This is a genomic window from Burkholderiaceae bacterium, assembly GCA_024235995.1.
Classification (GTDB): domain Bacteria; phylum Pseudomonadota; class Gammaproteobacteria; order Burkholderiales; family Burkholderiaceae_C; genus Ottowia.
In genome coordinates this window covers 574,528-600,366 of record JACKLI010000001.1, presented here as the reverse complement: position 1 = coordinate 600,366, position 25,839 = coordinate 574,528, and the positions used below count along the sequence as shown (strand labels likewise).

Sequence of the window (25,839 nt, the reverse complement as noted above, 5' to 3'; positions counted from 1 at the left end):
CAGGCCGTTTTGCCCGTTCCGGGCGCACGTATCCCATGGTTCACGCATGATGCGCGTCCCACCAACCGCCCAGACTGCCCATGCGCACCAGGTTGTAGGTGGCAAAGCACAGCAGCGCCTGGCCCGCGAGCTTGGCCTGACCGATCAATTTGGTCTTGGCCAGACCGCCCACTGTCTTGATCCAGCCAAAGGCCTCCTCGATTCGCTTGCGCACTTTGAGGCTGGTTTTGTAGCCCTCGTGGCGCTTGATGCGCCCATCGACTGCAGAGTGCTTGTCCTTGGCCGCCACGTGCGGCGTGACCAAGAGCCGGCGACAGCCCTTGATGAAGGCCTTGCTGTCGTAGCCCTTGTCGGCGCCGACCGTGGCCCGCTTGTTCCTGTTGCCCCGGCGTTTGAGCATCGCCAGCGCCGCCTCGCGCTCGGCGGTGCCACTGGCATGTGTGATCTCCACATCCACGATCAGACCGTTGCGGTTCTCCATGAGGATGTGCCCCATGTGGCACAGGCGGGACTTGTCGCCCGCGCTCTTCTTGAACAGCCGGGCATCGGCATCGGTGGTGCTGGCATGGGTGCCGTTGCAGCGCTCCTGCCCTTTGAAGTTCACCTCGGGGTTGCGTCCGGGTGGCGTGCCGCTGTCGTCGTCTTTGCGTTTGAAACTCTTGTGCGAGGCCCAGGCCTCAATCAGCGTGCCGTCCACGCTGAAGTGTTCGTCGCTGGCAAGCCGGCCCCACTGGGCGCTGAGCTTGACGCGCTCGAAGAAGGCGCGCGCCAGGTCTTCGTTGAAGAGGCGTTCGCGGTTGGCGCTGAAGGTGGAGTGGTCCCAAACTTTGTCCTCGATGTTCAGGCCGACGAACCAGCGGTACAGCAGGTTGTAGTTGACCGCCTCGACCAGCTGGCGTTCGCTGCGGATGGAGAACAGGATTTGCAGCAGCAAGGCCTTGAGCAGCATCTCCGGCGGCACCGACGGTCGGCCACGGCGGGCGTACACCGCTTCGAACTCGCTGTTCATGCTCGCCAGCAGCGCATCCACCACGGCGCGCAACTTGCGCAGCGGGTGTGCCGCTGGCACTCTTTCTTCAAGGCTGATGTAGCTGAACATCGCCCCCTGGAAGTCTTGGTTGCCTCTCATCTTTCTTGTCGCAGTTGTTGCGGGATGGCTTCAGATCGTAGCGGCCGACGCGGACGCTCGCAGGGGATTTTTCAACGGCCTGCTAATGAGTGTGGCCAGCATTACGGGCCGTGCGCTCATTGGCGTGGGGCTGGGCCCTGTGCCGGGCGACTTTGAAATGGTCGAGGTGGGCACGGCCTTGGCGGTGTTCTTCTTTCTGCCCTGGTGCTACCTCAAGGGCGGGCACGCCACGGTGGACCTGTTCTACATGCACCTGCCCAAGCCGATGAAGTGGCTGGTGGACACCTTCAGCGACGTGATCATGCTGGTGCTGTGGCTGGCACTGACCTGGATGCTGTGGGAGGGCATGCTGGAAAAGCGTGAATACTTTGAAACCACCTTCATCCTGCAGATGCCGGTGTGGTGGGCGTATGCGCTGTGCATGGTGGGCGCCGTCATCGGTTGCCTGTCGTACATCGCCAAGACCCTGATCCAGTTTGGCCTGGCCAAGTACCCGCCAGGCTGGACGGTTGAATCCACCGGAGGACATTGACATGACTGGTATTGAACTCGCCTCCTGGTCCTTTCCGGTCCTGCTGGCTCTGATTTTCATTCGCGTGCCCATTGGCCTGGCCATGGCCGTCTGCGGCCTGGTGGGGGCGTACTTCATCTACGGTTCGCACGCACCCATCCTCAACCAGCTCAAGCAGGTCACCTACAGCACGTTCTCCAACTACAACCTGTCGGTGATCCCGCTGTTCCTGCTGATGGGGCAGTTCGCGGCGCTTGGCGGTTTGTCGCAGGCGCTGTTCAAGGCGGCTGAAGCCTGGGTGGGCCACCGCAAGGGTGGTGTGGCCATGGCGGCCATTGGCGCTTGCGCCGGTTTCGGTGCCATCTGCGGCTCGTCGCTGGCCACGGCTGCCACCATGGGCCAGGTGGCCCTGCCAGAGCTCAAGCGCGCGGGGTATTCCGGTGCGCTGTCCACGGCCACGCTGGCTGCTGGCGGTACGCTGGGTATCCTGATTCCGCCTTCCGTGGTGCTGGTCATCTACGCCATCCTGACCGAACAGAACATCGCCAAGCTCTTCCTGGCGGCGTTCATCCCGGGCATTCTGGCGGCGGTGGGCTACATCATCGTGATCTCGCTGTACGTTCGCCTCAAGCCGGGCAGCGCTGGCAGCATGCCCCCCATGCCCATGGCCGAACGCTGGAAGGCTACGTTCAAGGTCTGGCCTGTGCTGGTCATCTTCCTGGCGGTGGTTGGCGGTATCTACACTGGCCTGTTCACCCCCACCGAAGGTGCTGCGGTCGGCGCGTTCGGCACTGGTGTGGCAGCCTGGGCAGCAGGCGGCATCAACGCCAAGACGCTGCGAAACTCCATCTACGGCACGGCCATTGCCACGGGCATGATCTTCATGATCGTGCTGGGCGCGGGCCTGTACAACACCTTCCTGGCGCTGTCGCAACTGCCGCAGGAACTGGCGCAGTGGGTCATTGGCCTGGGCATGAGCCCCTGGCTGGTGCTGACCACCGTGCTGGTGGTGTACCTGCTGCTGGGCTGCGTGATGGACTCGCTGTCCATGATCCTGCTGACCATCCCGATCTTCTTCCCGATGATCATGGGCCTGGACTTTGGCATGAACCCGGAAGAAACGGCCATCTGGTTCGGCATTCTGGTGTTGATCGTGGTGGAGGTGGGTCTGATCACACCGCCCGTGGGCATGAACCTGTTCGTCATCAACAGCATGGCCAAGGACACGCCCATCACCCAGACCTACCGAGGTGTCACGCCCTTCGTGGTGAGTGATCTGGTGCGTACGGCGATCCTCGCGGCGTTCCCGGTAATAACGCTTGTTGCGCTGCGCATGACCTCCTGAGTCTGACGGTCAACGTGACAGATCAAATGACTCGGATGTGTTCAAGTATGTTTTAACTTGAAGGAAGCGGTTCACGGCGCCGCTTGCGACAACGAGATCCACAGTCATGAGCGGCGGAAATAAGTCGCAGACCTTACTTTCGTGCGGGACAGGCGACTGACCGCACGCGCTGTAGACTTGCCGGTCAAGACACGGATGTCGCAAGTAGGCTGGTTCCTGACATTCGCATGTCACGCCCCAGTCCAAGCCCCTACGCCTATCTCAAGGATGTGCTCACCCGGCTGCCCACCCACAAGGCCAGCCGGATTGAGGAACTGTTGCCGCACCTCTGGCAGCCCATTGCCAACACCTGATCCAGGCCAGGACCGCCCACAGCGGTCAATATGGGTTCACCGCGCGCTTACGGCGCATCTTCTGGATCTTTCCCTGCAGACGATCCGTCTTGGCCTGAATCTCCGCAGGCTGCGTCCTGTCTGCCGTCTCCAGGGCGTCTAGGTAGCGTTGAATACTTTCCTCCAACTCCCTCTCGCGACGTTCAATCTTGCCTGGCGTGAAGTTGCGCTCGCGGTTGTTGACCGCTTTGAACTTGCTGCCGTCGATGGCCACCACAGCGTCGGTGAACAGCTTCAGCTCGCGGCACAGCATCACGAAGCGACGACAGACATTGCGTATGCCCTTGCCGTTGTCGCGCCGGAAGTCGGCAATCGTCTTGAAGTCGGGCGCGAGCCTGCCAGTCAGCCACATCAGCTCCACGTTCCTCTGGCATTCCCGTTCCAGCCTGCGGCTGGACTGGATCCGGTTGAGGTAGCCATAGAGGTAGAGCTTCAGGAGCACCGAGGGGTGGTACGAGGGTCGGCCAGTTGAGGCCGGCTGCAACCCCTGGAACTCCAGGGCTGCCAGGTCCAACGTAACCGTCCGGCGAACCCCACCTTGTAATCAGGCGATGCAAGGCAACGCTGCTGACGATCTAAACTGACGGGAATGAATTCGAAGCAGACACTTCTTGACCGTGAGATGTTCGTGCAAGCCCTGCGTTACATGGGCGAGGACGATCTGCTGTATCTCAATCGAATGGTCGTGGAGCGGTTGAACCTGTTGGCCCAGGCACGCAGCACTGTGCAGTTGGCCCAGTTTGCCGAGGGTGATCGGGTGGAGTTCACCACCAACGATGGTGCCGTTAAACAAGGCACGGTCATCCGACTGAACAAGAAGACGGCCAGTTTGCTCACCGACGACGGCCAGAACTGGAAGGTCTCACCGGCACTGCTGCGCAAACAAGCGCAGGCCTGATCACCTCGGTGGCGACGAACGTGATTCAGACAGGCGCAGGCTGCCAGCGGTGCGCCAGCAGTTCCTCGATCCGGCTGGCTCTGTGTGTCGGCAGCCGAGTGAGGACATCCTTCAGATAGGCGTATGGATCATGCCCGTTGAGCCTGGCCGATTGGATCAAGCTCATCACCGCCGCCGCCCGCTGCCCCGCGCGCAGGCTACCGGCAAACAGCCAGTTGCCCCGGCCCACGGCGATGGGTCGGATCTGGTTCTCTATCCAGTTGTTGTCCACGGGCAGTTGCCCATCGTCAATGAAGCGGGTCAACGCCCCCCAGCGTTTGAGGCTGTAGTCCAGCACCTTGGCCGTCGCCGAGTTGCCCGCCACCTGCTGGCGTTGGCGCAACATCCATTCGTGCAAGGCATCCATGATCGGACGGCTGCGCTGTTGGCGTATTTCCAATCGCTGCGCCTCGGGCATGTCCTTGACCTGCTGTTCGATCTCGTAAACCTGAGCCAACTGCTTGATGGCGTGTTCGGCAATTTGGCTCTTGTTGGCCGCGTGCAGGTCAAAGAATTTGCGCCGGGCATGTGCCAGGCAGCCAATCTCCGTGACACCCTGGTTGAAGCTGGCCTTGTACCCGGCGTAGTCGTCACAGACCAGGCTGCCACGCCAATCGCCCAGGAAGGAGCGTGCATGCTCACCAGCGCGCGACTCGCAGAAGTTGTAGACCACGGCGCGCATGGATTCGAACGCACCCGGTGCATACGCCCAAAGGTAAGCCCGGTGGGTCTTGCCATGGCCGGGCTTGAGCATCGCCACCGGCGTCTCGTCGGCATGCAACACCGGCTGAGCCAGCAATTCGGCTTTCAAGGCATCGACCAGCGGCTGCAACCTCACCCCGCAGATGCCCACCCATTGAGCCAGCGTTGACCGGGGTATGGCCAGCCCAGCGCGGCCAAAGATACCCTCCTGGCGATACAGCGGCAAGTGGTCGGCGTACTTGGCCACCAGCACTTGGGCCAGCAGTCCGGTGGTCGGGATACCTTTGTCGATGACATGGGCAGCAACGGGGGCCTGGGTGATGGTCTCGCACTGGGCGCACGCCCACTTGCCACGGATGTGGCGCTCGACGGTAAACACGCCCGGGACGTAGTCCAGCTTCTCGGCCACGTCTACGCCGATGCGTTTCATCTGGCAGCCACAAGGGCATGTGGTGGATGCCGGCTCGTGGCGGATTTCGCGCCGCGGCAGGTTCGCCGGCAACGGGGTGCGTTTGGGTTGTTGTTTCTCGGTGACTGCCACAGGGGTGGCGCTGAGATGTTCAATCTCCTGGACTACCGCCGCCAGGTCAGCGTCGAGTTCTTCGTCCAGCAGGCTCTTTTGCTGAGGGTCAAATCGTTCGGACTGCGCCGCAAACTTCATGCGCTTCAAGAGCGCGTTCTCGTATTTAAGCTTGTCCAGCAGCGCCGCCTGGTGACGCAATTCGCCCAGCAGGCGTTGGGTCAGCTCGCGCAGTTGCGCGGCGTCCAGCTCGGCCAGGGTTTGCTCTTCCATCACCATGAACCGAAGTGTGCCTGCGCACCCGGGAGATGGCCATTGGCACATCTCCCAATTGCCAACGCGACGCTCGCAGAGCGACGATTCAGACCACGGTGATGGCGCCCTGTGAGCCCATGCGTTGCCAGGGCAGCCCCAACACCAAGGCGTTGAGCTGGGCGTGCTCGAGCGCAACGTTGGGGCTGCCCAGTGGCGCCCAGGTGAACTTGCCCTGGTGCAGCCGGCGTGCCGCCAGCCACAGACCGACGCCATCGTGCACCAACACTTTCAAACGGTTGGCTCTGCTGTTGGCAAACACGTAGGCATGGTGGGGCTGTGCTGAGCCGAAGGTCATGATGACGCGGGCCAAGGCGGTGTCGGGGCCGGCACGCATGTCCAGTGGGGCGGTGGCCAACCAGGCGGCATCGATACGGATCACCGCAACCACTCCCGCAGCATCTGCGCGCACTCGGGCGCAGCAGACAGCGGCCAGTGCACGGTCATGGATACGCCTTGGCGTTGGCAGTCGAGGCGAATGGTGGCCAGCGCTGGCACGGCCGCAGGTGTTGCCTGTACAGGTGTGGTCATGGCACATGAGGGCGCCACCGCGTTGAGTTCGAGGGGCACGAATGCCGGTGTCCTTTTCGGTGCCTGAGCAGGATCCGCCAATGGGTCGGTCGCAGTCGTCAGACGGTGACGGCCTTGCCCGTATTCCTTGAGCCAGCGGTGGAGCACGTTGGTGTTCATGCCGTGTTGCAAGGCCAAGGCGGCAATGGAGGCGCCAGGCTGTTGGCACGCGGCCACAAGTTCAGCTTTGAATTGCGGGGTGTAGGTGCGGTGCGTGCGCCGCACGGTGTAACGAGGGGTTTGAGGTTCTTTGAGCATAGTGTCCACGCAAGGTTGCGTGCACACGATCTTGCTCAGACCCCCACCTCCCTTCAAGATGGGTTCGCCGTTTGCTTACGGTCCAACTCATTGATGAAGGCATCCACGATTCGAACCGTGTTGTCCTCTGCGATGAAGTCATCCAGGCACTCCGGCAGCAATGTGACTTGCTGCCTGTCCTGACCTTCGATGAATCTGGACATATTGACCTCGCTGCTCAATATGTCCACAGACTCTACCAGCTGGGTCGCAGAGGTGAGAGAGGGTTTTCACACAGCCTCCAGCGAGTGCTGTCAGTCGCTCTGGCATAGTCGGCTCAAGCTGAGGGTCGCAAAGCTGACCTTCAACCAAGCGACCGATACTTCGATGTGCGATACCGACGGGTGGAATTGCCGAGACAGTTGGCACCCTGCCGCCTCGCGCTGTGAATGATTGATTCCCATCAGAGCGGCGGACTCGAATCGCCGCACAGCTGTCCCAGCTATGCGACACTGCGCGAAAGTAAGGTTGGAATCGCCCCGGCCGTTCAAGCCAACGCAGGCTTGGCCCAGTCATAGATTTCGCGGGCAAGATCGGCGGGCTCTTGCATGCTCACGAATCGGAAACCGTCACGTTCGAGCTTCCATTCATGTTCGCCTATCGTCTCTTCGATTCGACGGAATTCGCGAGGTTCCATTGAGCTTGGATCGGGAGTCAAGAGGAACAACCCTGCGGATTCGAGGTTCTTAACCTTTCTGCATGTTTTCAGGTCAAGACCGGCTTTCAACAGGTTCAGTTCCACAGACTGCTGCGACTTGTAGACGGCAGACGCAACTGCGCCACAGCTCTTGGGAGTCATCAGATTCAAGTCGAGGTAGTGGCGATCGTTGCCATCTCCTGGGACGAGCAGACCAGGATGGTCGACCATCACAAAGCGCTCGAAATCCATGGCGGCGATTTCCTTGAGTTTCTCGTTGACGAGCTTTCTGGCTGCTGCTGTGTCGATACTCGCGAACTCTCGGACCTTCTTCACGTTCGATGGGACCATGGCGACCACATCGCTGAAAAGTCGCTCTACAGCAGCTTCCCGATCACTGCCTGAGGTGTGGACTGGCCGGGAGAGCGAAAGTACGTGGCTGTCGAATAGGATTTGACTCAAGGGAGTCTTCTCCTTGATGGCGGCTTGAAGCACACCATAGGCATAGGCCATCAATGCCTTGGCGGAACTGTGAGGGAACCCCTCCGGATAGACACAATCGAACTTCTTGAAGTCATCAAGCAGTTTGAAGTAGAGCCTTTCGTCGTCCGCCTGCACGACCACGCCAATTGGGAAGCGCTGCGGCGAAAAGATGTCGGGTTGAAACTCGATGTAGGACCACCATCCCGAGAAGCCAGGCTTGGGAGTCGCCTTTGCTGATCGCAGCAAGGCGGAGTAGTCCAGTCTTGGCCGACTCCTTGTTGTTTCGCTCATGGCGTGTTCCCCTTTGTGGCCATATCTAGAACGCCCAACTCGCTTGCCAGCCATCCTCTTTGCGAGCGTGCAGCCAGAAAGTTCATGGCGGCTGAATGCTCCGCTGCTGCTCCCGGCAGTAAGAGGTTCAGAAGGGCATTGAGCTCTGCTTGCGCGCTGGCAAGTGCTTCAGCATGACCGGCGGCGGCCCGCGTCATATCGGCCTTAAATGCCCTGACCCGCTTGTGGTCCAAGGTCTTCTCAGCATGCTTGACAAGGCAGTTGTGGTTGAAGTCCGAGGAAACCCAGAGTATGTCGTGAAGCATCGTCTCATGGTCGATGGATGCGTAACCGCCAGCCTTGTGCCGAATTACGTTGCCCATGTTTCGGTCGCGAAGCCCCGTCCACTGATCGAAAGCCGCGAACTTGCGGGCATCGTTCGAGTTCATGAAGGTCTTGTGCTCGGTGATGAACTGCATGCCCGGCCTAGATGGCGACTTCGCGTGTGAGAGCACAGAGTTGCCCGGAATGGCTTCGCTGCACCAGGCTGGGATGAAGTCGCCTTGGAAAGCGGCGCATTCGAGAGTAAGCGGCTGGCTTTTAGCAAGCCTAGCCTTGTTCACAAGAATGATGGCTCCGAATTCGGATCGGCGCAACCCCGCGTGGCCGGCAAGAACCCAGCCGAGTGCTTCGCAGAGCAGTGTCGGCTTGTCGAGCCTGGGCGCAAGTTTTACAAAACATATGCGCTCCACACCCGCATCGTCTGCCACCACTGCGATGTGAGTGGAGTTGGCCGTCGCCTTACCTGGCTGGCCGCGATATTCACGCCATGCCGATGCGTCAAGCATGGGCACTTCTACGGGGAAAGCGTGAACAGGCGCTGAAGTCTCAATGGCGGTCGCGGGCGGTGGGGCTGCAGACTGGGTATCTGGCATGGGCTTCTCCTTGAACGGGGGCTGCGCCCTTCTATTTCTCAATGTTCTATTTTTACCGCAAATGTTTACCGCAAAGTTACCCTTTTCTGATGGGCAGCATGCGGCGTGATTTACCCGCTAACGACCGCGCGGCGCGGCTCTAGGCGACTGTGAGGCTTATGCCTAGACTCGGAGTGTCGACGATTTGGGGCAATTCAGCGGCAGGTTTCGGCCATCGCCGACAGTTGCCGACCCAAAGCGTCCGACCGCAACCAGCCTTGTAGCGACACCCGTGTCTTGACCGGCAAGTCTGCAGCGAGTGCGGTCAGTCACCTGTCCCGCACGACAGTACGGTCTGCGACTTATTCCCGCCGCCCAGGACCGTGGATTTCGGTGTCGCAAGCGGCGCCGTGAACCGCTTCCTTCAAGTTAAAACACACCTGAACATATCCGAGTCATTTGATCTGTCGGGTTGACCTTCAGACTCAGGACGTCATGCGCAGCGCAATGAGCGTGATGGCCGGGAACGCCGCCAGGATGGCCGTGCGCACCAGGTCGCTGATGACGAAGGGTGTCACGCCACGGTAGGTCTGCACGATGGGCGTGTCCTTGGCCATGCTGTTGATGACGAACAGGTTCATGCCCACGGGCGGTGTGATCAGACCCACCTCCACCACGATCAACACCAGAATGCCGAACCAGATGGCCGTTTCTTCCGGGTTCATGCCAAAGTCCAGGCCCATGATCATCGGGAAGAAGATCGGGATGGTCAGCAGGATCATGGACAGCGAGTCCATCACGCAGCCCAGCAGCAGGTACACCACCAGCACGGTGGTCAGCACCAGCCAGGGGCTCATGCCCAGGCCAATGACCCACTGCGCCAGTTCCTGCGGCAGTTGCGACAGCGCCAGGAAGGTGTTGTACAGGCCCGCGCCCAGCACGATCATGAAGATCATGCCCGTGGCAATGGCCGTGCCGTAGATGGAGTTTCGCAGCGTCTTGGCGTTGATGCCGCCTGCTGCCCAGGCTGCCACACCAGTGCCGAACGCGCCGACGGCCGCGCCTTCGGTGGGGGTGAAGATACCGGTGTAGATGCCGCCGACCACCGCCAGGAAGATGACCAGCACCGGCCACACCTTGAACGTGGCCTTCCAGCGTTCAGCCATGGGCATGGGGGGCATGCTGCCAGCGCTGCCGGGCTTGAGGCGAACGTACAGCGAGATCACGATGATGTAGCCCACCGCCGCTAGAATGCCCGGGATGAACGCCGCCAGGAAAAGCTTGGCAATGTTCTGTTCGGTCAGGATGGCGTAGATGACCAGAACCACGGAAGGCGGAATCAGGATGCCCAGCGTACCGCCAGCAGCCAGCGTGGCCGTGGACAGCGCACCGGAATAACCCGCGCGCTTGAGCTCCGGCAGGGCCACCTGGCCCATGGTGGCAGCCGTGGCCAGCGACGAGCCGCAGATGGCACCGAAACCGGCGCAAGCGCCGATGGCTGCCATGGCCACACCGCCCTTGCGGTGGCCCACCCAGGCTTCAGCCGCCTTGAACAGCGCCTGCGACAAGCCGCCGAGCGCGGCAAACTGCCCCATCAGCAAGAACAGCGGGATCACCGACAGGTTGTAGTTGGAGAACGTGCTGTAGGTGACCTGCTTGAGCTGGTTGAGGATGGGTGCGTGCGAGCCGTAGATGAAGTACGCCCCCACCAGGCCGCAGACCGCCATGGCCAGGCCAATGGGCACGCGAATGAAAATCAGAGCCAGCAGGACCGGAAAGGACCAGGAGGCGAGTTCAATACCAGTCATGTCAATGTCCTCCGGTGGATTCAACCGTCCAGCCTGGCGGGTACTTGGCCAGGCCAAACTGGATCAGGGTCTTGGCGATGTACGACAGGCAACCGATGACGGCGCCCACCATGCACAGCGCATACGCCCACCACACCGGCATCTGCAGGATGAAGGTGGTTTCAAAGTATTCACGCTTTTCCAGCATGCCCTCCCACAGCATCCATGTCAGTGCCAGCCACAGCACCAGCATGATCACGTCGCTGAAGGTGTCCACCAGCCATTTCATCGACTTGGGCAGGTGCATGTAGAACAGGTCCACCGTGGCATGCCCGCCTTTGAGGTAGCACCAAGGCAGAAAGAAGAACACCGCCAAGGCCGTGCCCACTTCGACCATTTCAAAGTCGCCCGGCACAGGGCCCAGCCCCACGCCAATGAGCGCACGGCCGGTGATGCTCGCCACGCTCATGAGGGTGATGGCACACAGCACCAACCCGCCCACAATGGCAGACCACTTCGCGCTCCGGAATATCCAGGCCATCATGTCGTCGTCCTTAAAAGAACGCGCATGGCCACCATGGCCATGCGCGATTTCGGTAATCGCTTATCGGTTGTATTTGGCGATCAGCGCGCGAGCCTCGCTGGCCAGCTTTTTGCCATCAATGCCTTTCTTGGCCACTTCCGTCACCCAGTCGCTTTCCACGGAGCTGGCGGTGCGCAGCCAGCGCTGCGTCTCGGCCGCGTCCAGAGTTACCAGATTGTTGCCAGCCTTGGCCGCGATGTCACGGCCAGCCTTGTCGCCCTCGTCCATGGCACGGCCGAACATGGCAGCGGCTTCCAGGCCGGAGTTGTTGTCGATCACCTTCTTCAGGTCGGGCGGCAGCTTGTCGTAGGTGGCCTTGTTCATGCTGAAGGCGAAGGCCATGTTGTACAGGCCCTTGTCACCGGCAAAGCTGGTGTGGTTCTTGACCAGTTCGGTCACCTTCAGGGACGGGCTAACTTCCCAGGTTGTCGTTGCCCCATCAATGACGCCTTTGGACAGTGCCTCAGTCACTGCAGGAACCGGCATACCCACGGGGGTGGCGCCCAGCTTGACCAGCATGTTGTTGACGATGCGGGTGCCACCGCGGATCTTCATGCCGCGCAGCGTTTCCAGACCAGTGACAGCCTGTTTGGTATGGAATACCCCTGGGCCGTGAGCATGGACAGCAATAAGTTTCACATCCTTGAACTCGTCGCCAGCATATTTGTCGACGTATTCCCAGACGGCCTTGGAGGTGATCTCACCAGCGTTCGGGCCGGAAGGGGCAATGAAGGGAATCTCGAACACTTCCGTCTTGACGAAGCGGCCCGGGGTGTAGCCCAGCACGGTCCAGGTGATGTCGGCCACGCCGTCCTTGGCCTGGTCGAACAGTTGCGCGGGCGAGCCGCCCATTTGCATGGCGTGGAACATCTGCACCTTGATCTTGCCGCCAGACTCTTTTTCGACCTTCTGCGCCCAAGGAATGATGGCCTTGGCCGGAATGGTGGCCTGCGGCGGGAGGAACTGGTGCAGACGCAGGGTGACCTGCTGCGCCATCGCGCTGCCTGCAAAGAGTGTTGCGCACACCAGACCGATGGCGCGGAACTTGAGCTTTTTCATGGGGAAGTCTCGGCGATCTCAACTCTGAAGTGCAACACCAGTGGTTGAGAATCAATGAATCGTAGCCGAATCTTTCTCGCTGATGGCCGTCATGATGCGCTTGAAAGCTTGGTAGGGACTGTCCCATCCCAGCGTCTGCCTGGGTCGGTTGTTCATCAAGTCGGCAATCGAGTCCAGCGCATCTTGGTCATGCACCGACAGATCGGTGCCCTTGGGCAGGAACTGGCGCAGCAATCCGTTGGTGTTCTCGCAACTGCCCTTTTGCCAAGGACTGTGCGGATCGCAAAAGTACACCTTCACGCCCGTGGCCTCACTGAGCGCCTTGTGCCGCGCCATCTCCCGACCCTGGTCGTAGGTGAGCGTTTTGCGCAGCGGCGCAGCCACCGCATTGAGCTTGGCCGAGAACGCCGCCAGCGCACTTTCTGCCGTGCTGCTCTGCATCTTGCACAGCAGCACAAGACGCGTTGTACGCTCCACCAGCACACCGACCGCAGACTGGTTGCCCGCACCCTTGATCAGATCGCCCTCCCAGTGCCCGGGCATCAGGCGGTCTTCGATCTCGGGCGGGCGCACATGGATGCTCACCATGTCAGGGATCTTCCCTCGTCGATCCTGGCCCGCAGAGCGGGGCCTGCGCGTGCTCTTGCCTTGGCGCAGCAAGGCGATGAGCTGGCGGCGCAGCTCCCCGCGTGGGTAGGCGTAGATGGTGTCGTAGATCGTCTCGTGCGAGACGTGCCAGGCGGGCTCATCGGGATGCATGCGCCTGAGTGTGCTGGCAATTTGCTGTGGCGACCAGCACCAGCTGAGCAGCGTGCAAACCGTCTGCCACAAAGCGCCATCGGCATGCAGCTTGGGCAAGGGTCGGGCATCGATGCGGCGCTTCAGATATGCGTGGTGGGCGCTGCTGCTGGCGTAGCCGCTATCGCTGCTGTTGCGCCGCAGTTCGCGACACAGGGTGCTGGGGCTGCGCCCCATCAGTCGCCCCATGGCCCGAAGGCTCCAGCCTTGCTGGTGCAGCGAGCTCAGCGTCATGCGCTCTTCAGCCTGCAGTTGTTTGTATCGTGTTCCCATCGGTGCAACTTACCTCATGTGAGGGTGTTGCACTTCAAAATTGAGATCGCCCTCCTTAAAGATATAAGTCAATAACGCAGAAAGCTTTCAGCAGATCAAAATTTCAACCTCATACCCGCTCGATGACGATTGCAATTCCCTGCCCCACGCCAATGCACATGGTGCACAGCGCGTAGCGGCCACCGGTGGTGTGCAACCGGTTGATAGCAGTGGTGGCCAGCCGCGCGCCCGAGGCCCCCAGCGGATGGCCCAGCGCAATGGCGCCGCCCCAGGCATTGACGCGCGGGTCATCGTCTTGCAAGCCCAGCAGGCGCAGCACCGCCAGGCCCTGCGCAGCAAAAGCTTCGTTGAGCTCGATCACGTCCATCTGGGCCAGCGTCAACCCGGTCTGGGCCAGCACCTTCTGCGTGGCCGGGGCCGGGCCAATGCCCATGATGCGTGGCGCCACCCCTGCAGTGGCCATACCCACAACGCGGGCCTTCGGCGTCAGGCCGTTCCTGGCAGCAGTGGCTTCGTCGGCCAGGATCAGTGCACAGGCGCCATCGTTCACGCCCGAGGCGTTACCGGCGGTCACCGTGCCGTCAGTGCGCACCACACCCTTGAGCTTGGCCAGCGCTTCCAGGCTGGTCTTGCGCGGGTGCTCGTCCGTATCCACCACGATGGCGTCGCCCTTCTTCTGCGGGATGGTGACGGCGCAGATCTCGCGCGCCAGGTGGCCTGCCTCGATGGCAGCCACCGCACGCAACTGGCTGTTGAGCGCCATCAGGTCCTGCGCTTCACGCTCGATGTTGAAGTCCACCGCCACGTTCTCGGCAGTCTCGGGCATGGAGTCCACGCCGTACTTGTCTTTCATCAGCTTGTTGATGAAGCGCCAGCCGATGGTGGTGTCATAGACCGCGTTCGCGCGGCTGAAGGCCGATTCGGCTTTGGGCATGACGAAGGGCGCACGGCTCATGCTCTCCACACCGCCTGCGATCATCAGGCCCGACTCACCGGCCTTGATGGCACGCGCCGCAGTGCCAATAGCGTCCAGCCCCGAGCCGCACAGGCGGTTGACGGTAGCGCCTGGCACCTCCAGCGGCAAGCCAGCGAGCAGGCTGCTCATGCGCGCAACGTTGCGGTTGTCTTCGCCCGCCTGGTTGGCACAGCCGTAGATCACATCGGTCACAGCAGCCCAATCGACGTTGGGGTTGCGGGCCATCAGTGCCCGCAGCGGTACGGCGCCAAGGTCGTCGGCCCGTACCGAAGACAAGGCACCACCGTAGCGGCCGAAGGGGGTGCGGATGGCGTCACAGATAAAAGCTTGATTCATGGCAGTCATGTCGTGTGTCTGTCAGGCCTGTACCGGCAGGCCAATGAGGTGTTCCAGCTCGGTGTGTTCAAGCCCTTCGACCTTGTCAATGAGCCTGAGGCCAGACGGTGTGCACTCCAGCGTCGCCAGATCGGCATAGATGCGCTTGACACAGCCGATACCGGTCAGCGGATAAGTACAGGACTGAACCACCTTGCTCTGCCCCTGTTTGGTCAGCAGGTCCATCATGACCCACGTCTCCTTGGCCCCCACGGCCAGGTCCATGGCGCCACCCACGGCGGGGATGGCACCGGCTTCGCCCGTGCTCCAGTTGGCCAGGTCACCGGTGGCCGACACCTGGAAAGCACCGAGCACGCTGATGTCCAGGTGGCCGCCGCGCATCATGGCAAAGCTGTCGGCGTGGTGAAAGTACGCGCCACCGGGCAGCAGGGTCACGGGCTGTTTGCCTGCGTTGATCAGGTCGTAGTCTTCATCGCCTGCGGCAGGCGCCGGGCCCATGCCCAGGATGCCGTTCTCGCTGTGCAGCACGACCTCCATGCCTTCGGGCAGGTAGTTGGCCACCAACGTGGGCTGGCCGATGCCGAGGTTCACATAGGCACCGTCGAATATGTCCTGCGCCACGCGCTGGGCCAGTTCCTGTTTGCTGCGTTTGGTGTAGTTGCTCATGGAAAAGACTCCTCTCAGGCTGCTCGCTTGAAGCCACCGGCCTGTGTGGCGACACGCTCGATCTTGACGATCCTGGACACGAAGATGCCCGGGGTGACGATGGCTTCGGGGTCGAGCTGGCCAAGCTCCAGGACCTCGTGCACGGTGGCAACGGTTCGCTTGGCGGCGGTGGCCATGACGGGGCCAAAGTTGCGCGCGGCCTTGCGGTAGGTCAGGTTGCCCCAGCGGTCACCCGTCTCGGCCTTGATGAGCGCCAAGTCTCCGTGAATAGGGTACTCCAGCACGTAGTCGCGGCCGTTGATGCGCCGGGTTTCCTTTGGCGTGCCGTCCGCGTTGAGCGCGAGTTCGGTGCCAAAGCCGGTTGGTGTGAAGAATGCACCCACACCTGCGCCTGCGGCGCGAAGACGTTCGGCCAGGTTGCCCTGGGGTACAAGCTCTAGTTCAATCTTTCCGCTGCGGTACAGCTCGTCAAACACCCAGGAGTCGGTCTGGCGTGGGAACGAGCAGATGATCTTGCGCACGCGCCCTGCCTTGAGCAGCGCCGCCAGCCCGCTGTCGCCATTGCCCGCGTTGTTGTTGACCACCGTGAGCTCGCGCGCGCCTTGCTCAATCAGGCCTTCGATGAGTTCGTTGGGGATGCCCGCCGTGCCAAAGCCGCCGATCAATACGGTTGAGCCATCGGCAACCCCAGTGAGCGCCTCGGCAATGGAAGGTGAGATTTTGTTGATCATGGGAGTCCATCTCTAGAAAAACAGGTGCACTTCCCCTTGGCGTTCGCGAACGAACACCCTGTAAGGGGGCGTGCCTAGGCCCTCGTGGGCCGAAGGCCGTCAGTCCGGCCGGATGCCTTCGTAAGCGCGTTGGAGCAGGTCGCGTATCTCGCCACGCTGTGCTGCTCCGAACGGGCGAGGGTTCCAGTACGGGTTGCTCACAGCAATCTCGGCTGCCCGGTCCAGGTCAGCCTCGTTCATGCCGATGTCCTTGAGTGCTACGGGAGCCCCGTTGGTGTGGGCCAGGTCAAAAAGGCCCGCTGCGGCACTGGCTCGGCCAGTTGCGCCCAAGGCGCGTTCGATGCGCCGCATTGCCTCGGGTGCGGCCGCTGCGTTGAATGCCATCGCCTGTGGCAGCACGACGGTGTGAACCTCCGCGTGCGGAAGGTTGAAGCTGCCTCCAAGGGTGTGACACAGCTTGTGGTGCAGCGCCATGCCCACGTTACCCAGCACCGAGCCGCAGAGCCAGGCGCCGTAAAGTGCATCGCCGCGTGCAGCCACGTCATCAGCGCGCTGGTGAATCACTGGGAGCGCCTGCGCAATGGCGCGGATACCTTCTTCGGCCATCAGATCCATCACCGGATTGCTGTCCTGGGCATACAGGCCTTCGGCTGCATGTGCAATAGCGTTCATGCCGCTGGTCACGCTCATGGCCACCGGTAGGGTCAGGGTCAGTTCAGGGTCGTAGATGACGGTGCGCGGCAGCACGCGTGGGTCTTTACCGGTCTTCTTGAGACCCGCCTCAGTGATGCCGTAGATCGGCGTCATTTCGCTGCCTGCGTAAGTAGTGGGAATGGCCAGAATGGGCAATCCTGAATCCAGGGCAATCGCCTTGCCAAGCCCAGTGGTGGAACCGCCACCAATTGCGATGGCACAGTCGGCACCAAGTCGGCGTGCCTCGTCCCGCGCTTCCCGGGCGGTTTCGATGGGGACATGCATCACCGCTCGCGGGAAGATTCCTGTAGCCCGGTTGCCCAGGCGATCGGCCACCATCTGAGCCTGCGCCGCCTGTTCCGGGGTGGACAGCACCAAGGCCCGCTTGGCACCCAACAGCTCGATCTCTCGCTCCAGGTGAGCCAGCGAACCTGGGCCGAACACCACACGCGAGGGTTGGCCGTTGTAAACAAAATCTTTCATGTCAATTCCTTTGCGCGCACATCGGATGGGACCACGGCGTAGTCCACTTGGTGGCGGGCGATGCGCATGTCGCCAATTTCTGCTTTTACCCTGAGATGTTCTGGATGGATGGCGTAGTCGTCGAGAGCGGATTGCGACTCGAACTCGCTGTAGAGAACTACATCGCAGGCGTAGTCCACGCCGCTGCTGTCCACGCCAATCTCCAAGTGCAGCAGTCCTGGGATGCGGCCCCGCAGGCTGAGGAAGCTCTGCGTCAGTCGTTCGACGTTGCGTTGTTTGGATAGGGGCGTGTCGCCTGCCAGCTTCCACATGACGATGTGCCTGATCACATTTCTTCCTTCATGTGGGAAATCCCGCCTTTTGGGGCCACAGGTTGACAAAGGCATGTACCGATGTGCTTGCAAAGATGCCCGCTTTCAGAAAAGGCTCTTGTGCCAACCAGTCTTGAGCTGTCTGTCGATCGGGGAAGTCAATCACCAGCAAACTGCCCAGCATGGTGCTGCCGTCATCTGTTACCAGCGGCCCTGCAAAGGCAATGTGTTCTTGCACTTTAGCCAAGTAGGTTTTGTGGACCGGGCGAATTTGCTGACGCAACTCGGCGGTCCCAGGCTTGTCCATCAGTGTGAAGGCATACAACATGGTGTCACCGGGTTCTCGTCGGGTTCAACACGAAGTCGTACTCCATTAGGTAGCTTCCATCCGTCTGCTGTACCCAGTCGCACACCAGCGACTGGCGAACGCCAAACACCGCATCGGAGTCGAGGTAGTCGCTGTGGTCGCGAAAGACATGAGTGATCAGCGTTTCGTAGCCGGGTGCTTTCACCATGAAGTGCAGATGCGCAGGGCGCCAGGGGTGGCGTCCCGTAGCTTCCAACATCTGACCCACAGGTCCGTCGTGGGGAATTGCGTACGGGACCGCCACGATGGAACGGAAGTGGTATTTGCCCTCTGCATCCGCTGTCACGATGCCGCGCGCCTGTGCATGACCAAGATCCGCGTGCTGTACGTCATACAGTCCGTCATCATCCGACTGCCAGACGTCCATGACGGCGCCGGGGATGGGCTGGCCGTCGATCCCTTTCACCGTGCCACGCACCGTGCAGGGCGTACCTTTGGCGCCGTTGGCAATGTCGTCACCCAGCTCGTAGTGGGGGGCGCCCTCCACATGGAAGGGGCCAAACACAGTGGCTTCGGTACAACCCGCAGGCTTGTCGTTGTTCATCGCGACGGTCAGCATTGACAAGCCGAGAACGTCTGACAGCAGTATGAACTCCTGGCGTTTGTCGTCTGTGATATGGCCACACCTTGTCAGGAAGTCAATGCCCTGGAACCATTCTTCCTCGGTCAGCTTCACGTCCCGGGCAAAGGCGTGCAGGTGCTGGACCAGGCTCGTCATGATTTCTTTGAGCCGAGCGTCAGGCGTTTTGGCGAAGCTGGCAATGACTGCCTGTGTGATGTTGTCTTGGTTGAGGTTGCGCATGGCTTGTTTGCAGTTGGCAGTGTTGAGTTGCGATGACCTGAACTCTATAATTTCAAAAAGATTTCTCAAATATCAAAATGGGAAATTACTTTTCCGAAAGATGGAAAAATGGATCGGTTCACAGAAATGGCGCTCTTTGTGGAGGTTGCCGATCGAGGCAGTCTCGGTGCGGCTGCAGAGGCCTTGGGACTGTCCAATCCAGCGGCCACTCGTTACTTGGCTTCGCTGGAAGAGCGCCTGCAGGTCCGTCTAGTCGAGCGCAACACGCGTCGGCTCTACCTGACCAGTGAGGGGCAGGATTTCTTGGAGCGGGCTCGTCACGTCCTAACTGAGTTGCGCGACGCAGAGGCGGCAATACATCAAACCACGCTGAACCCGTCGGGGGTGTTACGTGTGAGTGCTTCGCTGTCGTTCGCCATGCAACTCATCGCCCCGCGATTGCCGAAGTACCATCAGCGGTATTCACAAGTAAGAGTGCATGTTGAAACTGCGAACCGCTACTTGGACATCATTGACAACGGTATTGACGTAGCCATACGGACGCGTGAGTATGAGCCTGACAGCACCATAACCATTAGGCGTCTAGCTTCGACGCGCCGCATATTGGCGGCGTCTCCCGCTTATCTGGCCCAAAGGGGGCGTCCACAGTTCCCATCAGACCTGACTGACCACAATGTTCTTGTCTACTTGCACGCCAACCACCCCAACGAACTGAAGTTCAGTCGTGGAGGCGAAAGTCAGACGGTGAATGTCCAGGGGGTGTTGGAGTCCAACGACGGGCAGGTATTGCGTGCTGCTGCACTTAGTGGCTTGGGTATCCTCGTGCAACCTAGTTATATCGTCTATGAGGATATCGTCGCCGGACGCCTCGTACCCGTACTCGGTGACTGGGATCTGCCACGTTTGCAAATCAACATCGCATATCCCAGCCGAAAGCACCTGTCAGCGAAAGTCCGATCCTTCATTGACTTCATGGTGGATGAGTTCGCGACCCACGAGTACGAAAGAAAGTGGACTGGTCTTATGTGATTCGATGTATTCCCAGGGCAAGGGACAGAACCTGCTGGCCATCTTCATCGGAGGCCCCTCGCCAGGCGACGATCTGATCAGGGCGTATCAATACCAGTGGTGATTCGTATAGCTCCAGTAACTGCTGGGCGGGCAAACGGACCACCTTCAGGTCGATGCCCATAGACTGGGCCGCGTTCTTGAAGCCATCGGTTGCCGGGTCGGTTGCACCGAGGGCGAGCAATGTCCACTCGGTGTGGAATGTGTCGTACAGGGAACGGCCATCTTCCAGCCATGCATGGGGCGGGCGCCCCCCAGGACTGGCGGTGGGCACGTAGTCATTGGGTTCGTCGGGAGGTAGGTCCACACCGTCCTGCGCGATGATGGGCGAGTCGCCGTAGCGACCTCCAAAAGTCACGCCGGGGATGTTGAATTCAAGCCGGGCATGGCGGTTGAGGTACTCGGGGTCTCCTCGTTTTCAGTGCAATAAGTGACGGTACGAAAAGCTAGCACTGGCGCGGAGGTGGTGTTGGTAGATCGTTGATTTCATTGACTTTCCTGTTCACTTTCAAATCTGCGATTCGTGGCGTCAAACCGTGGTCGGTTTCATCCATTGGTGCCAGTTATCGATGCATTTGGCCGCGAAGGCAGGATTTGGTCAGCATAGCGGTCAACCGGGAAGCGAAACACACCCCGCAAGTTGATGCTCTCCAGCCTGGTGGGCGCAATCTTCCCGATCAGTTCCGGTGGAATGACCTGGCGGCGGTTCGACCAGCGATCCAGGACCGCCTGCATCTGTGAGGTATTCCACGCCATCACGATGTTGGCCATCAGGCTCAACGCATCGGCCACAGCCTGCATTTCATCGACACGTTTGGCCTGCGCCGGGCTGATCCGGCCGGTATAAATGGCGCGCTTGAGGGCGTTAACAGCCTCGCCCCGATTGAGCACCCGGCGCAACTCGTTCCTGAAAGCGTCCTTGACAAAGTAGTCAGCCAAAAACGCCGTACGCAGCAACCGCCCCAATTGCACGCCAGCCTCATAGATTGGATCGCCCTGGGCGGCAGAACCGAACCGCGCAAGAGCTGCCACCGCACTGGCATGTCCGCTCATGACCGAGGCTGCCAGGTGCACCAGACTATCCCAATGCTTTTCGATCAAAGCGACGTCGACATTGGCTTCGCACACCGCAGCGATTTCTGCGGGCACTTTGGTGCCGCGTGGCACAAAGAGGTGGCGCTGTTTGAGTTCCTTCAACCGCGGGCAAAGATCAAAACCAAGCAAACGGGCATGTGACATGGCAAAGTCGGTGTAGCCATGGGTATCCACAGCAAGCTGGCTGGTCTCCAGCTTTTCTTGGCGGATGACACCTTCAATGGCCACGCCCGCCTGGCGCTCATTGAGCACAAAGGGCTGCGCATGGAAGATGCCCCACCGGTCTTTTACATGGGAGTAGATTCCAATGGAAGGTGTGTTGCGCCGAGGATCAAGCCGGGCTTGCCACACCCGTTTGGTGGTCTCCATGCTCATCATGTCAGAAGATGCCAAATCGGACCGCCCCCAGGTGGCGGCAATCGGGTGTCGCTGCATGAATTCCAGCACAGCCTGGCAGGCCTGGCTCAGACGCCGTTCGTCCCGCGCCCAGCGCATGGCCTGGCGAATGCTGGTGGCAGACAATTGCGGAATCATGCGCGCGCATTCGACCGCAGTCAGACTGGTGCCGTGGGCCATGATGCCGGCATAGACCATCAGCAGCTCGTCGGTAGAGCGCGGCTCACGTCCGAGCATGATCCAGCTAAAGCGCACCTGGGCGTCAACGGCCAGAATCACTTCCGGCAATTGAACCTCACCGATGCGGTGATCCAAAGCCGCGCGCAGCTTGGTCACTTCTGGGTCTTCGTCCTCTGCGGGCAATGGCGACAAATGGAGTTCATCATCCACGCGCAGTACGCCACTGCGGGCTGCAGCGGCCACCGCATCGACACCGGCAGTTACTCTGGCCAGCAAAGGCTTCAAGAAAGTGGCAGCCTTGCTGGGTAACGATAGACGGGCATAGTGTTTCTTGGACTCTGCCTGCCAACGCTCGTCCGTGAAGAACAAGCGCGCACGACCCCGAAAGCTCAGGCTGTGCTCAATCCAGACCGAGCCATTGCGCACCGCGCGGCGCAGGGCAAACAGGGTGGCCACCTCCAACGCCTGAAACGCCCGTTCCCGGTCTGGGCTGGAGATCGAAACCTGCCAGATCATTCCCAGACTTGGTGCCACCACTTCAACTGGCAGCTTTCTGGATCCTTTGAGATATAAAGCTTGCAGCTTGGCAAGGTACTCGATGGCAGGATGCTCGCCGGTGGCCTGCCAGGGCAGCTTTGCAATGGCGACGAGCAACGACCGCACGGGGCGAATTCCATCAATCAATCCCTCGCGGACCAGGGAGGCCCTGCTCGGTGGTTTGCGTTTCTGGGTTTCGGTGATCAAGGCTTCAAGACGGGCACGCAACTCAGCATCTGGCACCGCACCTTGCGCGCTCAAGGCAACAAGTTCGCCGAGCAGCGTTTTGTACATTGCGGCCCAATTGACGGTAGCGGGGACATCGGCGGCAGCCTGACGCCACAGATCGGCGATCCGGCGCTGCACCATAAGGATCAACTGGTCTGTGGTGGTGAACAGGCAATACCGAAGAAAGCATGCGACCTCCACGGTGCGCGCTGGCTCTTTGATCTTGGCTCCGGCTGAGGGCGGCCTGGAGACAAGTCGGCGCGCGTAGCGGCGCAAGATGAGATCGGGGATGTCTGCCAGGTGCTTATGAACGTCCAGCGTGTAAAGCAGGTCGATGCGCTCCAGTACCTCGCTGATTTGGCGGGTTGAGTGTTTCGCCGGTGCAGCCCATAGCCAACTCTGCTGGGTTTGTCCATCTGGGCGCAGCTCTGAAACTGAGGCTCGCCAGCGATCAAGTGTTGCTGGATCAACGCTGGCGGCGATGGCGGTGCCTGTTTCAACTTCAAGCTGGGCAAGTGCCGCCGCAATCAGTGTCCGAATTGCCCGCTCGTGCACGATCACCAGCTTGTTCTTGTACAGCCATTGACGCGCCCGCACGAGTAGCTGATCGCGGTCGGCGCAGCGCGCCACTTCGTCGCGCAGTTCACGTACCAGTGAGCGGCGCTGGTGCTCGCTCATCCACTGGAATCCAAGGACCGTGCAGGCTACTTGTTGGTGATCGAATAGCGTGCGCCCGCGTTCATACATGGCTCTCAGCGAGGCGACTTCTGGTGCTGCAATGCCAAGCTCGTTGCCAAGGTGGCGCCACAAGGCTACTGGAATTACCCGAAAGGCACCGAGCAAACGCCCACTCATGCGCAGGAAACCAATATGGAGCGCCAGACCAAGCTTGTGGGAATCACCTCGGCGTGCATTGATTGCGTCGCGCTCGGCACCATCGAAGGTGAAAAATGCCTTCATCTCGAAGTCGCTGATATCGCGGGGGAGCCCACGCATCCCCAAAAACGTTGTGTGCCAACCCTGCATCGTGAACCTCAAAAGTGGGAGGCCACCATACCCGTTTACAAAGCGAACAGGAAAGTCAATGAAATCAACGGTCTACCCAGACCACCCCCGCGCCAGTGCTAGCTTTGCGTACCGTCACTTATTGCACTGAAAACGAGGAGACCCCGTCAGCCAGGTGCTGGAGGCGCGGTTGACGACTCGCGGGGTGGAGCTGCTGCATCGCGGCCAGCGGGTGGCAGCGCACGCCCGCAGCGCCCACCAGGGCGGCTTCACCACGGTGGTGGAGCACCTGCCGGCGGCGCATCGGGCGCACCTGCAGTGGACACCCGAGCGCTTGGTGCACTGGGGCCAGAGCATCGGCGTGGCCACCGGCCGCACGGTGCAGCGGCTGCTGGAGGAGCAGCGCCATCCCGAGCACGGCTACCGGGCTTGCCTGGGGCTGCTGTCGCTGGTGCGCAAGTACGGCAAGCCGCGGCTGGAGGCGGCCTGCCTGGTGGCCCTGGAGCTGGGCACGGCGCGCTACAGCCACGTGCGCGACATCCTGGCCAACGGCCGCGACCGGGTCCATGCGGCTGACACGCCGCAATGGACCAGCCCGCAGCATGCCCATGTGCGCGGCCCCGGCTACTACCAATGAACCGAGACCAGCAGGGAACACCGATGATGATGAACACCACCCTGGAGCAGCTGCGCGGATTGCGGCTGCACGGCATGGCCAGCGGGCTGCAAGAGCAGATGGCCGCCGGCGGCGGTACGCACTCCCTGAGCTTCGAGGAGCGCCTCGCGCTACTGGTCGAACGCGAGCTGCACCAGCGCGACGACAAGAGGCGCGAGCGGCTGCTGAAGGAGGCGCGCCTGAAGTACCCGCAAGCCGCCATCGAAGATCTGGACGGCCGCCCAGGGCGCGGCGTCGACCGCCGTGCGGTCATGAGCCTGGCGCTGGGCGACTGGATCGACTCCGGTCACAGCGTCCTGATCACAGGGCCGACCGACGCCGGCAAGTCCTGGCTGGCTTGCGCCCTGGCGCAGTACGCCTGCCGGCGCGGTCACAGCGCCGTCTACCAGCGCGTGCCGCGCCTGGGCGAGGAGCTACGCATCCGGCACGGCAACGGCACCTTCGGCAAGTGGCTGCTGCAGGTGGCCAAGACCGACGTGCTGCTGCTGGACAACTGGGGCATGGCGGCGCTGGACTCGCGAACGCGGGCCGACTTGCTGGAGATCATCGACGACCGGGCGGCCAGCCGGGCCACCATCATCACCAGCCAACTTCCTATCGAACATTGGCATGCCTGGGTCGGCGACGCCGGGGTCTCCTCGTTTTCAGTGCAATAAGTGACGGTACGAAAAGCTAGCACTGGCGCGGAGGTGGTGTTGGTAGATCGTTGTTTTCCTTGATCAAGCGCCAGTCGCAGGGTGCAGCGGATCAGCCCCGACGAAAACCGACACTGGCACTTCGGGCCACTCACGGCGAATCGCTTCGAAGTTGCCCTCATTCCAGCAACGCAGGAACGCCAATCCTTCATCCGTCTCCAGCGCAAATTGGATTGCCGCTACTGCAGCGTTTTGTGTTTGCATGTTGTTTCTTTCAAGCAAGGCGGCATGAGCCGTCAAGCGACTTGTTGATCACGCCAACGCGCAAGAGCGACTCAACTGTCGCCGGATGCACCGACCTGGTTGTGATGGCGTCCCGCAGTCGGAACAAGCCGGTGTCCACGTGGTGCCGCAACTCGGCACCGTCCTTCAACTTTCTGACGAGCCGTTCCTGTGGTTCGCTGAGCTTCATGCCGTCGGTTTCCTCTCATTTGAAGAGCTTGCTCGCGACACCTTTGACGGCGCCCGTCGCGGCCCCCTTCAATGTCTCAGCAAGCACGCCTGATGTTGCCGCCTTCACCGAGTCAGCGACATCGGCTACCGTCTTCTTCGCCCTATCAAGAGCGCCTGGATTCAGCATCGAAGGGGTACATTCTTTGCGTGCTCTCGCCAGGAGGGCCAGGGCCCCTTCGCTGCTCGCCTGAACGGCGTAGGAGGCCTTCTCGTCGGCAAGCCTCCTTGCTTCCATGCGGGCGCTTTCGCGCTTCGCCCATTCAACGGCATTACCTGCTGAAATGAACCCGTCTGCCTCCAGGCACCCGACTAGAAATGCTAATCCTTCTGGACTTGCGTCTGGAGCAGCAGCAACCTGCTCAAGCCAGCGGTCAGGCATCGGACGCTTCGATTTTTCGCTCGACTCCTTCACTCCCGTCACTACTTCATAGCCAATCCAGGCAACGGCAACGGCGGCAGCCAGTGGAATGCTGGCCATCGCCACCCCAGGTACCACACCAAATCCCATGACGGCTTCGCGGAGGCCTGCACCAGGCGCGGCTGTGGGGACGGCAGAATGGGCCTTGTTCATGAGGTTTTGTATCGCCTTGGTATCCATCATCTTTCCTTCACTTGATGGGCA

28 protein-coding genes and 3 pseudogenes are annotated in these 25,839 nt (G+C 60.9%); 7 read left to right on the top strand and 24 right to left on the bottom strand.

All coding sequences use genetic code 11. The features are described from left to right. Nucleotides 1-40 precede the first annotated feature (40 nt). Nucleotides 41-1,129 (bottom strand): IS5-like element ISCte5 family transposase, encoded by a 1,089-nt coding sequence (locus H6927_03015; GenBank protein MCP5217062.1) that lies wholly within the window; start codon nucleotides 1,127-1,129, stop codon nucleotides 41-43. 85 nt (nucleotides 1,130-1,214) lie between these two features. On the opposite strand from H6927_03015, the gene H6927_03010 reads away from it, so the two are divergent. The 3 genes and pseudogenes from H6927_03010 to H6927_03000 all read left to right on the top strand — a co-directional run bounded on the left by H6927_03010 (nucleotide 1,215) and on the right by H6927_03000 (nucleotide 3,338). Then, nucleotides 1,215-1,661 carry a TRAP transporter small permease gene (locus tag H6927_03010; GenBank protein MCP5217061.1) on the top strand — a complete coding sequence of 149 codons (447 nt, stop codon included), beginning with the start codon at nucleotides 1,215-1,217 and terminating at the stop codon, nucleotides 1,659-1,661. A 1-nt stretch (nucleotide 1,662) separates the two neighbouring features. Beyond that, nucleotides 1,663-2,985 carry a TRAP transporter large permease gene (locus H6927_03005; GenBank protein MCP5217060.1) on the top strand — a complete coding sequence of 441 codons (1,323 nt, stop codon included), beginning with the start codon at nucleotides 1,663-1,665 and terminating at the stop codon, nucleotides 2,983-2,985. A gap of 248 nt (nucleotides 2,986-3,233) precedes the next feature. Further along, nucleotides 3,234-3,338: pseudogene (locus H6927_03000) on the top strand (transposase domain-containing protein). 106 nt (nucleotides 3,339-3,444) lie between these two features. Here the strand turns inward: H6927_03000 and H6927_02995 are convergent. Further along, a pseudogene (locus H6927_02995) lies at nucleotides 3,445-3,855 on the bottom strand (transposase). Nucleotides 3,856-3,966: 111 nt separating this feature from the next. Between H6927_02995 and H6927_02990 the strand changes: the two are divergent. Next, nucleotides 3,967-4,275 carry a hypothetical protein gene (locus H6927_02990; GenBank protein ID MCP5217059.1) on the top strand — a complete coding sequence of 103 codons (309 nt, stop codon included), beginning with the start codon at nucleotides 3,967-3,969 and terminating at the stop codon, nucleotides 4,273-4,275. Between the two features lie 25 nt (nucleotides 4,276-4,300). Here H6927_02990 and H6927_02985 read toward each other — a convergent pair whose 3' ends face one another. The 17 genes from H6927_02985 to H6927_02905 form a co-directional block, all read right to left on the bottom strand. Further along, nucleotides 4,301-5,809 (bottom strand): IS66 family transposase, encoded by a 1,509-nt coding sequence (locus H6927_02985; protein ID MCP5217058.1) that lies wholly within the window; start codon nucleotides 5,807-5,809, stop codon nucleotides 4,301-4,303. Nucleotides 5,810-5,897: 88 nt separating this feature from the next. Next, nucleotides 5,898-6,185 carry an IS66 family insertion sequence element accessory protein TnpB gene (tnpB, locus tag H6927_02980; protein MCP5217057.1) on the bottom strand — a complete coding sequence of 96 codons (288 nt, stop codon included), beginning with the start codon at nucleotides 6,183-6,185 and terminating at the stop codon, nucleotides 5,898-5,900. A 41-nt stretch (nucleotides 6,186-6,226) separates the two neighbouring features. Beyond that, nucleotides 6,227-6,676, bottom strand: a complete 450-nt coding sequence (locus H6927_02975) for a transposase (GenBank protein MCP5217056.1) — start codon at nucleotides 6,674-6,676, stop codon at nucleotides 6,227-6,229. A 53-nt stretch (nucleotides 6,677-6,729) separates the two neighbouring features. After that, nucleotides 6,730-6,879 (bottom strand): hypothetical protein, encoded by a 150-nt coding sequence (locus H6927_02970; GenBank protein ID MCP5217055.1) that lies wholly within the window; start codon nucleotides 6,877-6,879, stop codon nucleotides 6,730-6,732. A 323-nt stretch (nucleotides 6,880-7,202) separates the two neighbouring features. Next, nucleotides 7,203-8,126 (bottom strand): hypothetical protein, encoded by a 924-nt coding sequence (locus tag H6927_02965; protein ID MCP5217054.1) that lies wholly within the window; start codon nucleotides 8,124-8,126, stop codon nucleotides 7,203-7,205. After that, nucleotides 8,123-8,953 (bottom strand): hypothetical protein, encoded by an 831-nt coding sequence (locus H6927_02960; GenBank protein MCP5217053.1) that lies wholly within the window; start codon nucleotides 8,951-8,953, stop codon nucleotides 8,123-8,125. The genes H6927_02965 and H6927_02960 overlap by 4 nt, the downstream gene beginning before the upstream one ends. Nucleotides 8,954-9,504: 551 nt before the next feature. Then, the gene (locus tag H6927_02955) at nucleotides 9,505-10,827 is read right to left on the bottom strand and encodes a TRAP transporter large permease (GenBank protein ID MCP5217052.1); all 1,323 of its coding nucleotides are present in this window, start codon (nucleotides 10,825-10,827) and stop codon (nucleotides 9,505-9,507) included. Between the two features lies 1 nt (nucleotide 10,828). After that, entirely contained in the window at nucleotides 10,829-11,350 is a 522-nt protein-coding gene (locus tag H6927_02950) for a TRAP transporter small permease (protein MCP5217051.1), read from the bottom strand. Nucleotides 11,351-11,410: 60 nt separating this feature from the next. Then, nucleotides 11,411-12,448 (bottom strand): TRAP transporter substrate-binding protein, encoded by a 1,038-nt coding sequence (locus H6927_02945; protein ID MCP5217050.1) that lies wholly within the window; start codon nucleotides 12,446-12,448, stop codon nucleotides 11,411-11,413. A gap of 51 nt (nucleotides 12,449-12,499) precedes the next feature. Then, complete coding sequence (locus tag H6927_02940; GenBank protein ID MCP5217049.1) at nucleotides 12,500-13,519, bottom strand: IS30 family transposase; 1,020 nt, start codon at nucleotides 13,517-13,519, stop codon at nucleotides 12,500-12,502. Between the two features lie 109 nt (nucleotides 13,520-13,628). Next, nucleotides 13,629-14,831: a 3-oxoadipyl-CoA thiolase gene (pcaF, locus tag H6927_02935; protein ID MCP5217048.1), complete on the bottom strand. Its 1,203-nt coding sequence runs from the start codon at nucleotides 14,829-14,831 to the stop codon at nucleotides 13,629-13,631. Nucleotides 14,832-14,852: 21 nt separating this feature from the next. Next, complete coding sequence (locus tag H6927_02930; protein MCP5217047.1) at nucleotides 14,853-15,497, bottom strand: 3-oxoacid CoA-transferase subunit B; 645 nt, start codon at nucleotides 15,495-15,497, stop codon at nucleotides 14,853-14,855. Nucleotides 15,498-15,511: 14 nt separating this feature from the next. After that, nucleotides 15,512-16,228 carry a 3-oxoacid CoA-transferase subunit A gene (locus tag H6927_02925; protein ID MCP5217046.1) on the bottom strand — a complete coding sequence of 239 codons (717 nt, stop codon included), beginning with the start codon at nucleotides 16,226-16,228 and terminating at the stop codon, nucleotides 15,512-15,514. A gap of 99 nt (nucleotides 16,229-16,327) precedes the next feature. Further along, complete coding sequence (locus H6927_02920) at nucleotides 16,328-17,404, bottom strand: maleylacetate reductase (protein ID MCP5217045.1); 1,077 nt, start codon at nucleotides 17,402-17,404, stop codon at nucleotides 16,328-16,330. Then, nucleotides 17,401-17,790 carry a Dabb family protein gene (locus tag H6927_02915; protein MCP5217044.1) on the bottom strand — a complete coding sequence of 130 codons (390 nt, stop codon included), beginning with the start codon at nucleotides 17,788-17,790 and terminating at the stop codon, nucleotides 17,401-17,403. The genes H6927_02920 and H6927_02915 overlap by 4 nt, the downstream gene beginning before the upstream one ends. Further along, nucleotides 17,744-18,043: a YciI family protein gene (locus H6927_02910; GenBank protein ID MCP5217043.1), complete on the bottom strand. Its 300-nt coding sequence runs from the start codon at nucleotides 18,041-18,043 to the stop codon at nucleotides 17,744-17,746. Before H6927_02910 ends, H6927_02915 begins: the two co-directional genes overlap by 47 nt. A gap of 4 nt (nucleotides 18,044-18,047) precedes the next feature. Beyond that, nucleotides 18,048-18,884 carry an intradiol ring-cleavage dioxygenase gene (locus H6927_02905; protein MCP5217042.1) on the bottom strand — a complete coding sequence of 279 codons (837 nt, stop codon included), beginning with the start codon at nucleotides 18,882-18,884 and terminating at the stop codon, nucleotides 18,048-18,050. Nucleotides 18,885-18,992: 108 nt separating this feature from the next. Here H6927_02905 and H6927_02900 point away from each other — a divergent pair, with 108 nt between their 5' ends. Continuing rightward, entirely contained in the window at nucleotides 18,993-19,913 is a 921-nt protein-coding gene (locus H6927_02900; protein MCP5217041.1) for a LysR family transcriptional regulator, read from the top strand. Here the strand turns inward: H6927_02900 and H6927_02895 are convergent. After that, nucleotides 19,906-20,310 carry a hypothetical protein gene (locus H6927_02895; GenBank protein MCP5217040.1) on the bottom strand — a complete coding sequence of 135 codons (405 nt, stop codon included), beginning with the start codon at nucleotides 20,308-20,310 and terminating at the stop codon, nucleotides 19,906-19,908. The two genes, H6927_02900 and H6927_02895, sit on opposite strands and share 8 nt — an antisense overlap. Before the next feature lie 188 nt (nucleotides 20,311-20,498). Next, complete coding sequence (locus H6927_02890; GenBank protein MCP5217039.1) at nucleotides 20,499-23,414, bottom strand: Tn3-like element IS1071 family transposase; 2,916 nt, start codon at nucleotides 23,412-23,414, stop codon at nucleotides 20,499-20,501. Nucleotides 23,415-23,571: 157 nt separating this feature from the next. Between H6927_02890 and H6927_02885 the strand changes: the two are divergent. Together H6927_02885 and H6927_02880 are read left to right on the top strand one after the other, a co-directional pair. Continuing rightward, a pseudogene (locus H6927_02885) lies at nucleotides 23,572-24,030 on the top strand (transposase). Nucleotides 24,031-24,053: 23 nt separating this feature from the next. After that, nucleotides 24,054-24,725 (top strand): ATP-binding protein, encoded by a 672-nt coding sequence (locus tag H6927_02880; GenBank protein ID MCP5217038.1) that lies wholly within the window; start codon nucleotides 24,054-24,056, stop codon nucleotides 24,723-24,725. A 63-nt stretch (nucleotides 24,726-24,788) separates the two neighbouring features. Here H6927_02880 and H6927_02875 read toward each other — a convergent pair whose 3' ends face one another. From H6927_02875 to H6927_02865, 3 genes are read right to left on the bottom strand one after another with little or no spacing between them, the layout of a single operon-like run. After that, nucleotides 24,789-24,968 (bottom strand): hypothetical protein, encoded by a 180-nt coding sequence (locus H6927_02875; protein MCP5217037.1) that lies wholly within the window; start codon nucleotides 24,966-24,968, stop codon nucleotides 24,789-24,791. A 10-nt stretch (nucleotides 24,969-24,978) separates the two neighbouring features. After that, nucleotides 24,979-25,176 carry a hypothetical protein gene (locus tag H6927_02870; GenBank protein ID MCP5217036.1) on the bottom strand — a complete coding sequence of 66 codons (198 nt, stop codon included), beginning with the start codon at nucleotides 25,174-25,176 and terminating at the stop codon, nucleotides 24,979-24,981. Nucleotides 25,177-25,191: 15 nt separating this feature from the next. Next, nucleotides 25,192-25,815, bottom strand: a complete 624-nt coding sequence (locus tag H6927_02865; GenBank protein ID MCP5217035.1) for a hypothetical protein — start codon at nucleotides 25,813-25,815, stop codon at nucleotides 25,192-25,194. Nucleotides 25,816-25,839 lie beyond the last annotated feature (24 nt).

Excerpts from the sequence above, each read along its gene's own strand:
- H6927_03015 (MCP5217062.1), bottom strand. The coding sequence starts at position 1,129 with ATGAGAGGCAACCAAGACTTCCAGGGGGCGATGTTCAGCTACATCAGC.
- H6927_03010 (MCP5217061.1), top strand. The coding sequence starts at position 1,215 with ATGAGTGTGGCCAGCATTACGGGCCGTGCGCTCATTGGCGTGGGGCTG.
- H6927_03005 (MCP5217060.1), top strand. The coding sequence starts at position 1,663 with ATGACTGGTATTGAACTCGCCTCCTGGTCCTTTCCGGTCCTGCTGGCT.
- H6927_02990 (MCP5217059.1), top strand. The coding sequence starts at position 3,967 with ATGAATTCGAAGCAGACACTTCTTGACCGTGAGATGTTCGTGCAAGCC.
- H6927_02985 (MCP5217058.1), bottom strand. The coding sequence starts at position 5,809 with ATGGAAGAGCAAACCCTGGCCGAGCTGGACGCCGCGCAACTGCGCGAG.
- tnpB (MCP5217057.1), bottom strand. The coding sequence starts at position 6,185 with ATGCGTGCCGGCCCCGACACCGCCTTGGCCCGCGTCATCATGACCTTC.
- H6927_02975 (MCP5217056.1), bottom strand. The coding sequence starts at position 6,676 with ATGCTCAAAGAACCTCAAACCCCTCGTTACACCGTGCGGCGCACGCAC.
- H6927_02970 (MCP5217055.1), bottom strand. The coding sequence starts at position 6,879 with ATGTCCAGATTCATCGAAGGTCAGGACAGGCAGCAAGTCACATTGCTG.
- H6927_02965 (MCP5217054.1), bottom strand. The coding sequence starts at position 8,126 with ATGAGCGAAACAACAAGGAGTCGGCCAAGACTGGACTACTCCGCCTTG.
- H6927_02960 (MCP5217053.1), bottom strand. The coding sequence starts at position 8,953 with ATGCTTGACGCATCGGCATGGCGTGAATATCGCGGCCAGCCAGGTAAG.
- H6927_02955 (MCP5217052.1), bottom strand. The coding sequence starts at position 10,827 with ATGACTGGTATTGAACTCGCCTCCTGGTCCTTTCCGGTCCTGCTGGCT.
- H6927_02950 (MCP5217051.1), bottom strand. The coding sequence starts at position 11,350 with ATGATGGCCTGGATATTCCGGAGCGCGAAGTGGTCTGCCATTGTGGGC.
- H6927_02945 (MCP5217050.1), bottom strand. The coding sequence starts at position 12,448 with ATGAAAAAGCTCAAGTTCCGCGCCATCGGTCTGGTGTGCGCAACACTC.
- H6927_02940 (MCP5217049.1), bottom strand. The coding sequence starts at position 13,519 with ATGGGAACACGATACAAACAACTGCAGGCTGAAGAGCGCATGACGCTG.
- pcaF (MCP5217048.1), bottom strand. The coding sequence starts at position 14,831 with ATGAATCAAGCTTTTATCTGTGACGCCATCCGCACCCCCTTCGGCCGC.
- H6927_02930 (MCP5217047.1), bottom strand. The coding sequence starts at position 15,497 with ATGAGCAACTACACCAAACGCAGCAAACAGGAACTGGCCCAGCGCGTG.
- H6927_02925 (MCP5217046.1), bottom strand. The coding sequence starts at position 16,228 with ATGATCAACAAAATCTCACCTTCCATTGCCGAGGCGCTCACTGGGGTT.
- H6927_02920 (MCP5217045.1), bottom strand. The coding sequence starts at position 17,404 with ATGAAAGATTTTGTTTACAACGGCCAACCCTCGCGTGTGGTGTTCGGC.
- H6927_02915 (MCP5217044.1), bottom strand. The coding sequence starts at position 17,790 with ATGCCTTTGTCAACCTGTGGCCCCAAAAGGCGGGATTTCCCACATGAA.
- H6927_02910 (MCP5217043.1), bottom strand. The coding sequence starts at position 18,043 with ATGTTGTATGCCTTCACACTGATGGACAAGCCTGGGACCGCCGAGTTG.
- H6927_02905 (MCP5217042.1), bottom strand. The coding sequence starts at position 18,884 with ATGCGCAACCTCAACCAAGACAACATCACACAGGCAGTCATTGCCAGC.
- H6927_02900 (MCP5217041.1), top strand. The coding sequence starts at position 18,993 with ATGGATCGGTTCACAGAAATGGCGCTCTTTGTGGAGGTTGCCGATCGA.
- H6927_02890 (MCP5217039.1), bottom strand. The coding sequence starts at position 23,414 with ATGCAGGGTTGGCACACAACGTTTTTGGGGATGCGTGGGCTCCCCCGC.
- H6927_02880 (MCP5217038.1), top strand. The coding sequence starts at position 24,054 with ATGATGATGAACACCACCCTGGAGCAGCTGCGCGGATTGCGGCTGCAC.
- H6927_02875 (MCP5217037.1), bottom strand. The coding sequence starts at position 24,968 with ATGCAAACACAAAACGCTGCAGTAGCGGCAATCCAATTTGCGCTGGAG.
- H6927_02870 (MCP5217036.1), bottom strand. The coding sequence starts at position 25,176 with ATGAAGCTCAGCGAACCACAGGAACGGCTCGTCAGAAAGTTGAAGGAC.
- H6927_02865 (MCP5217035.1), bottom strand. The coding sequence starts at position 25,815 with ATGGATACCAAGGCGATACAAAACCTCATGAACAAGGCCCATTCTGCC.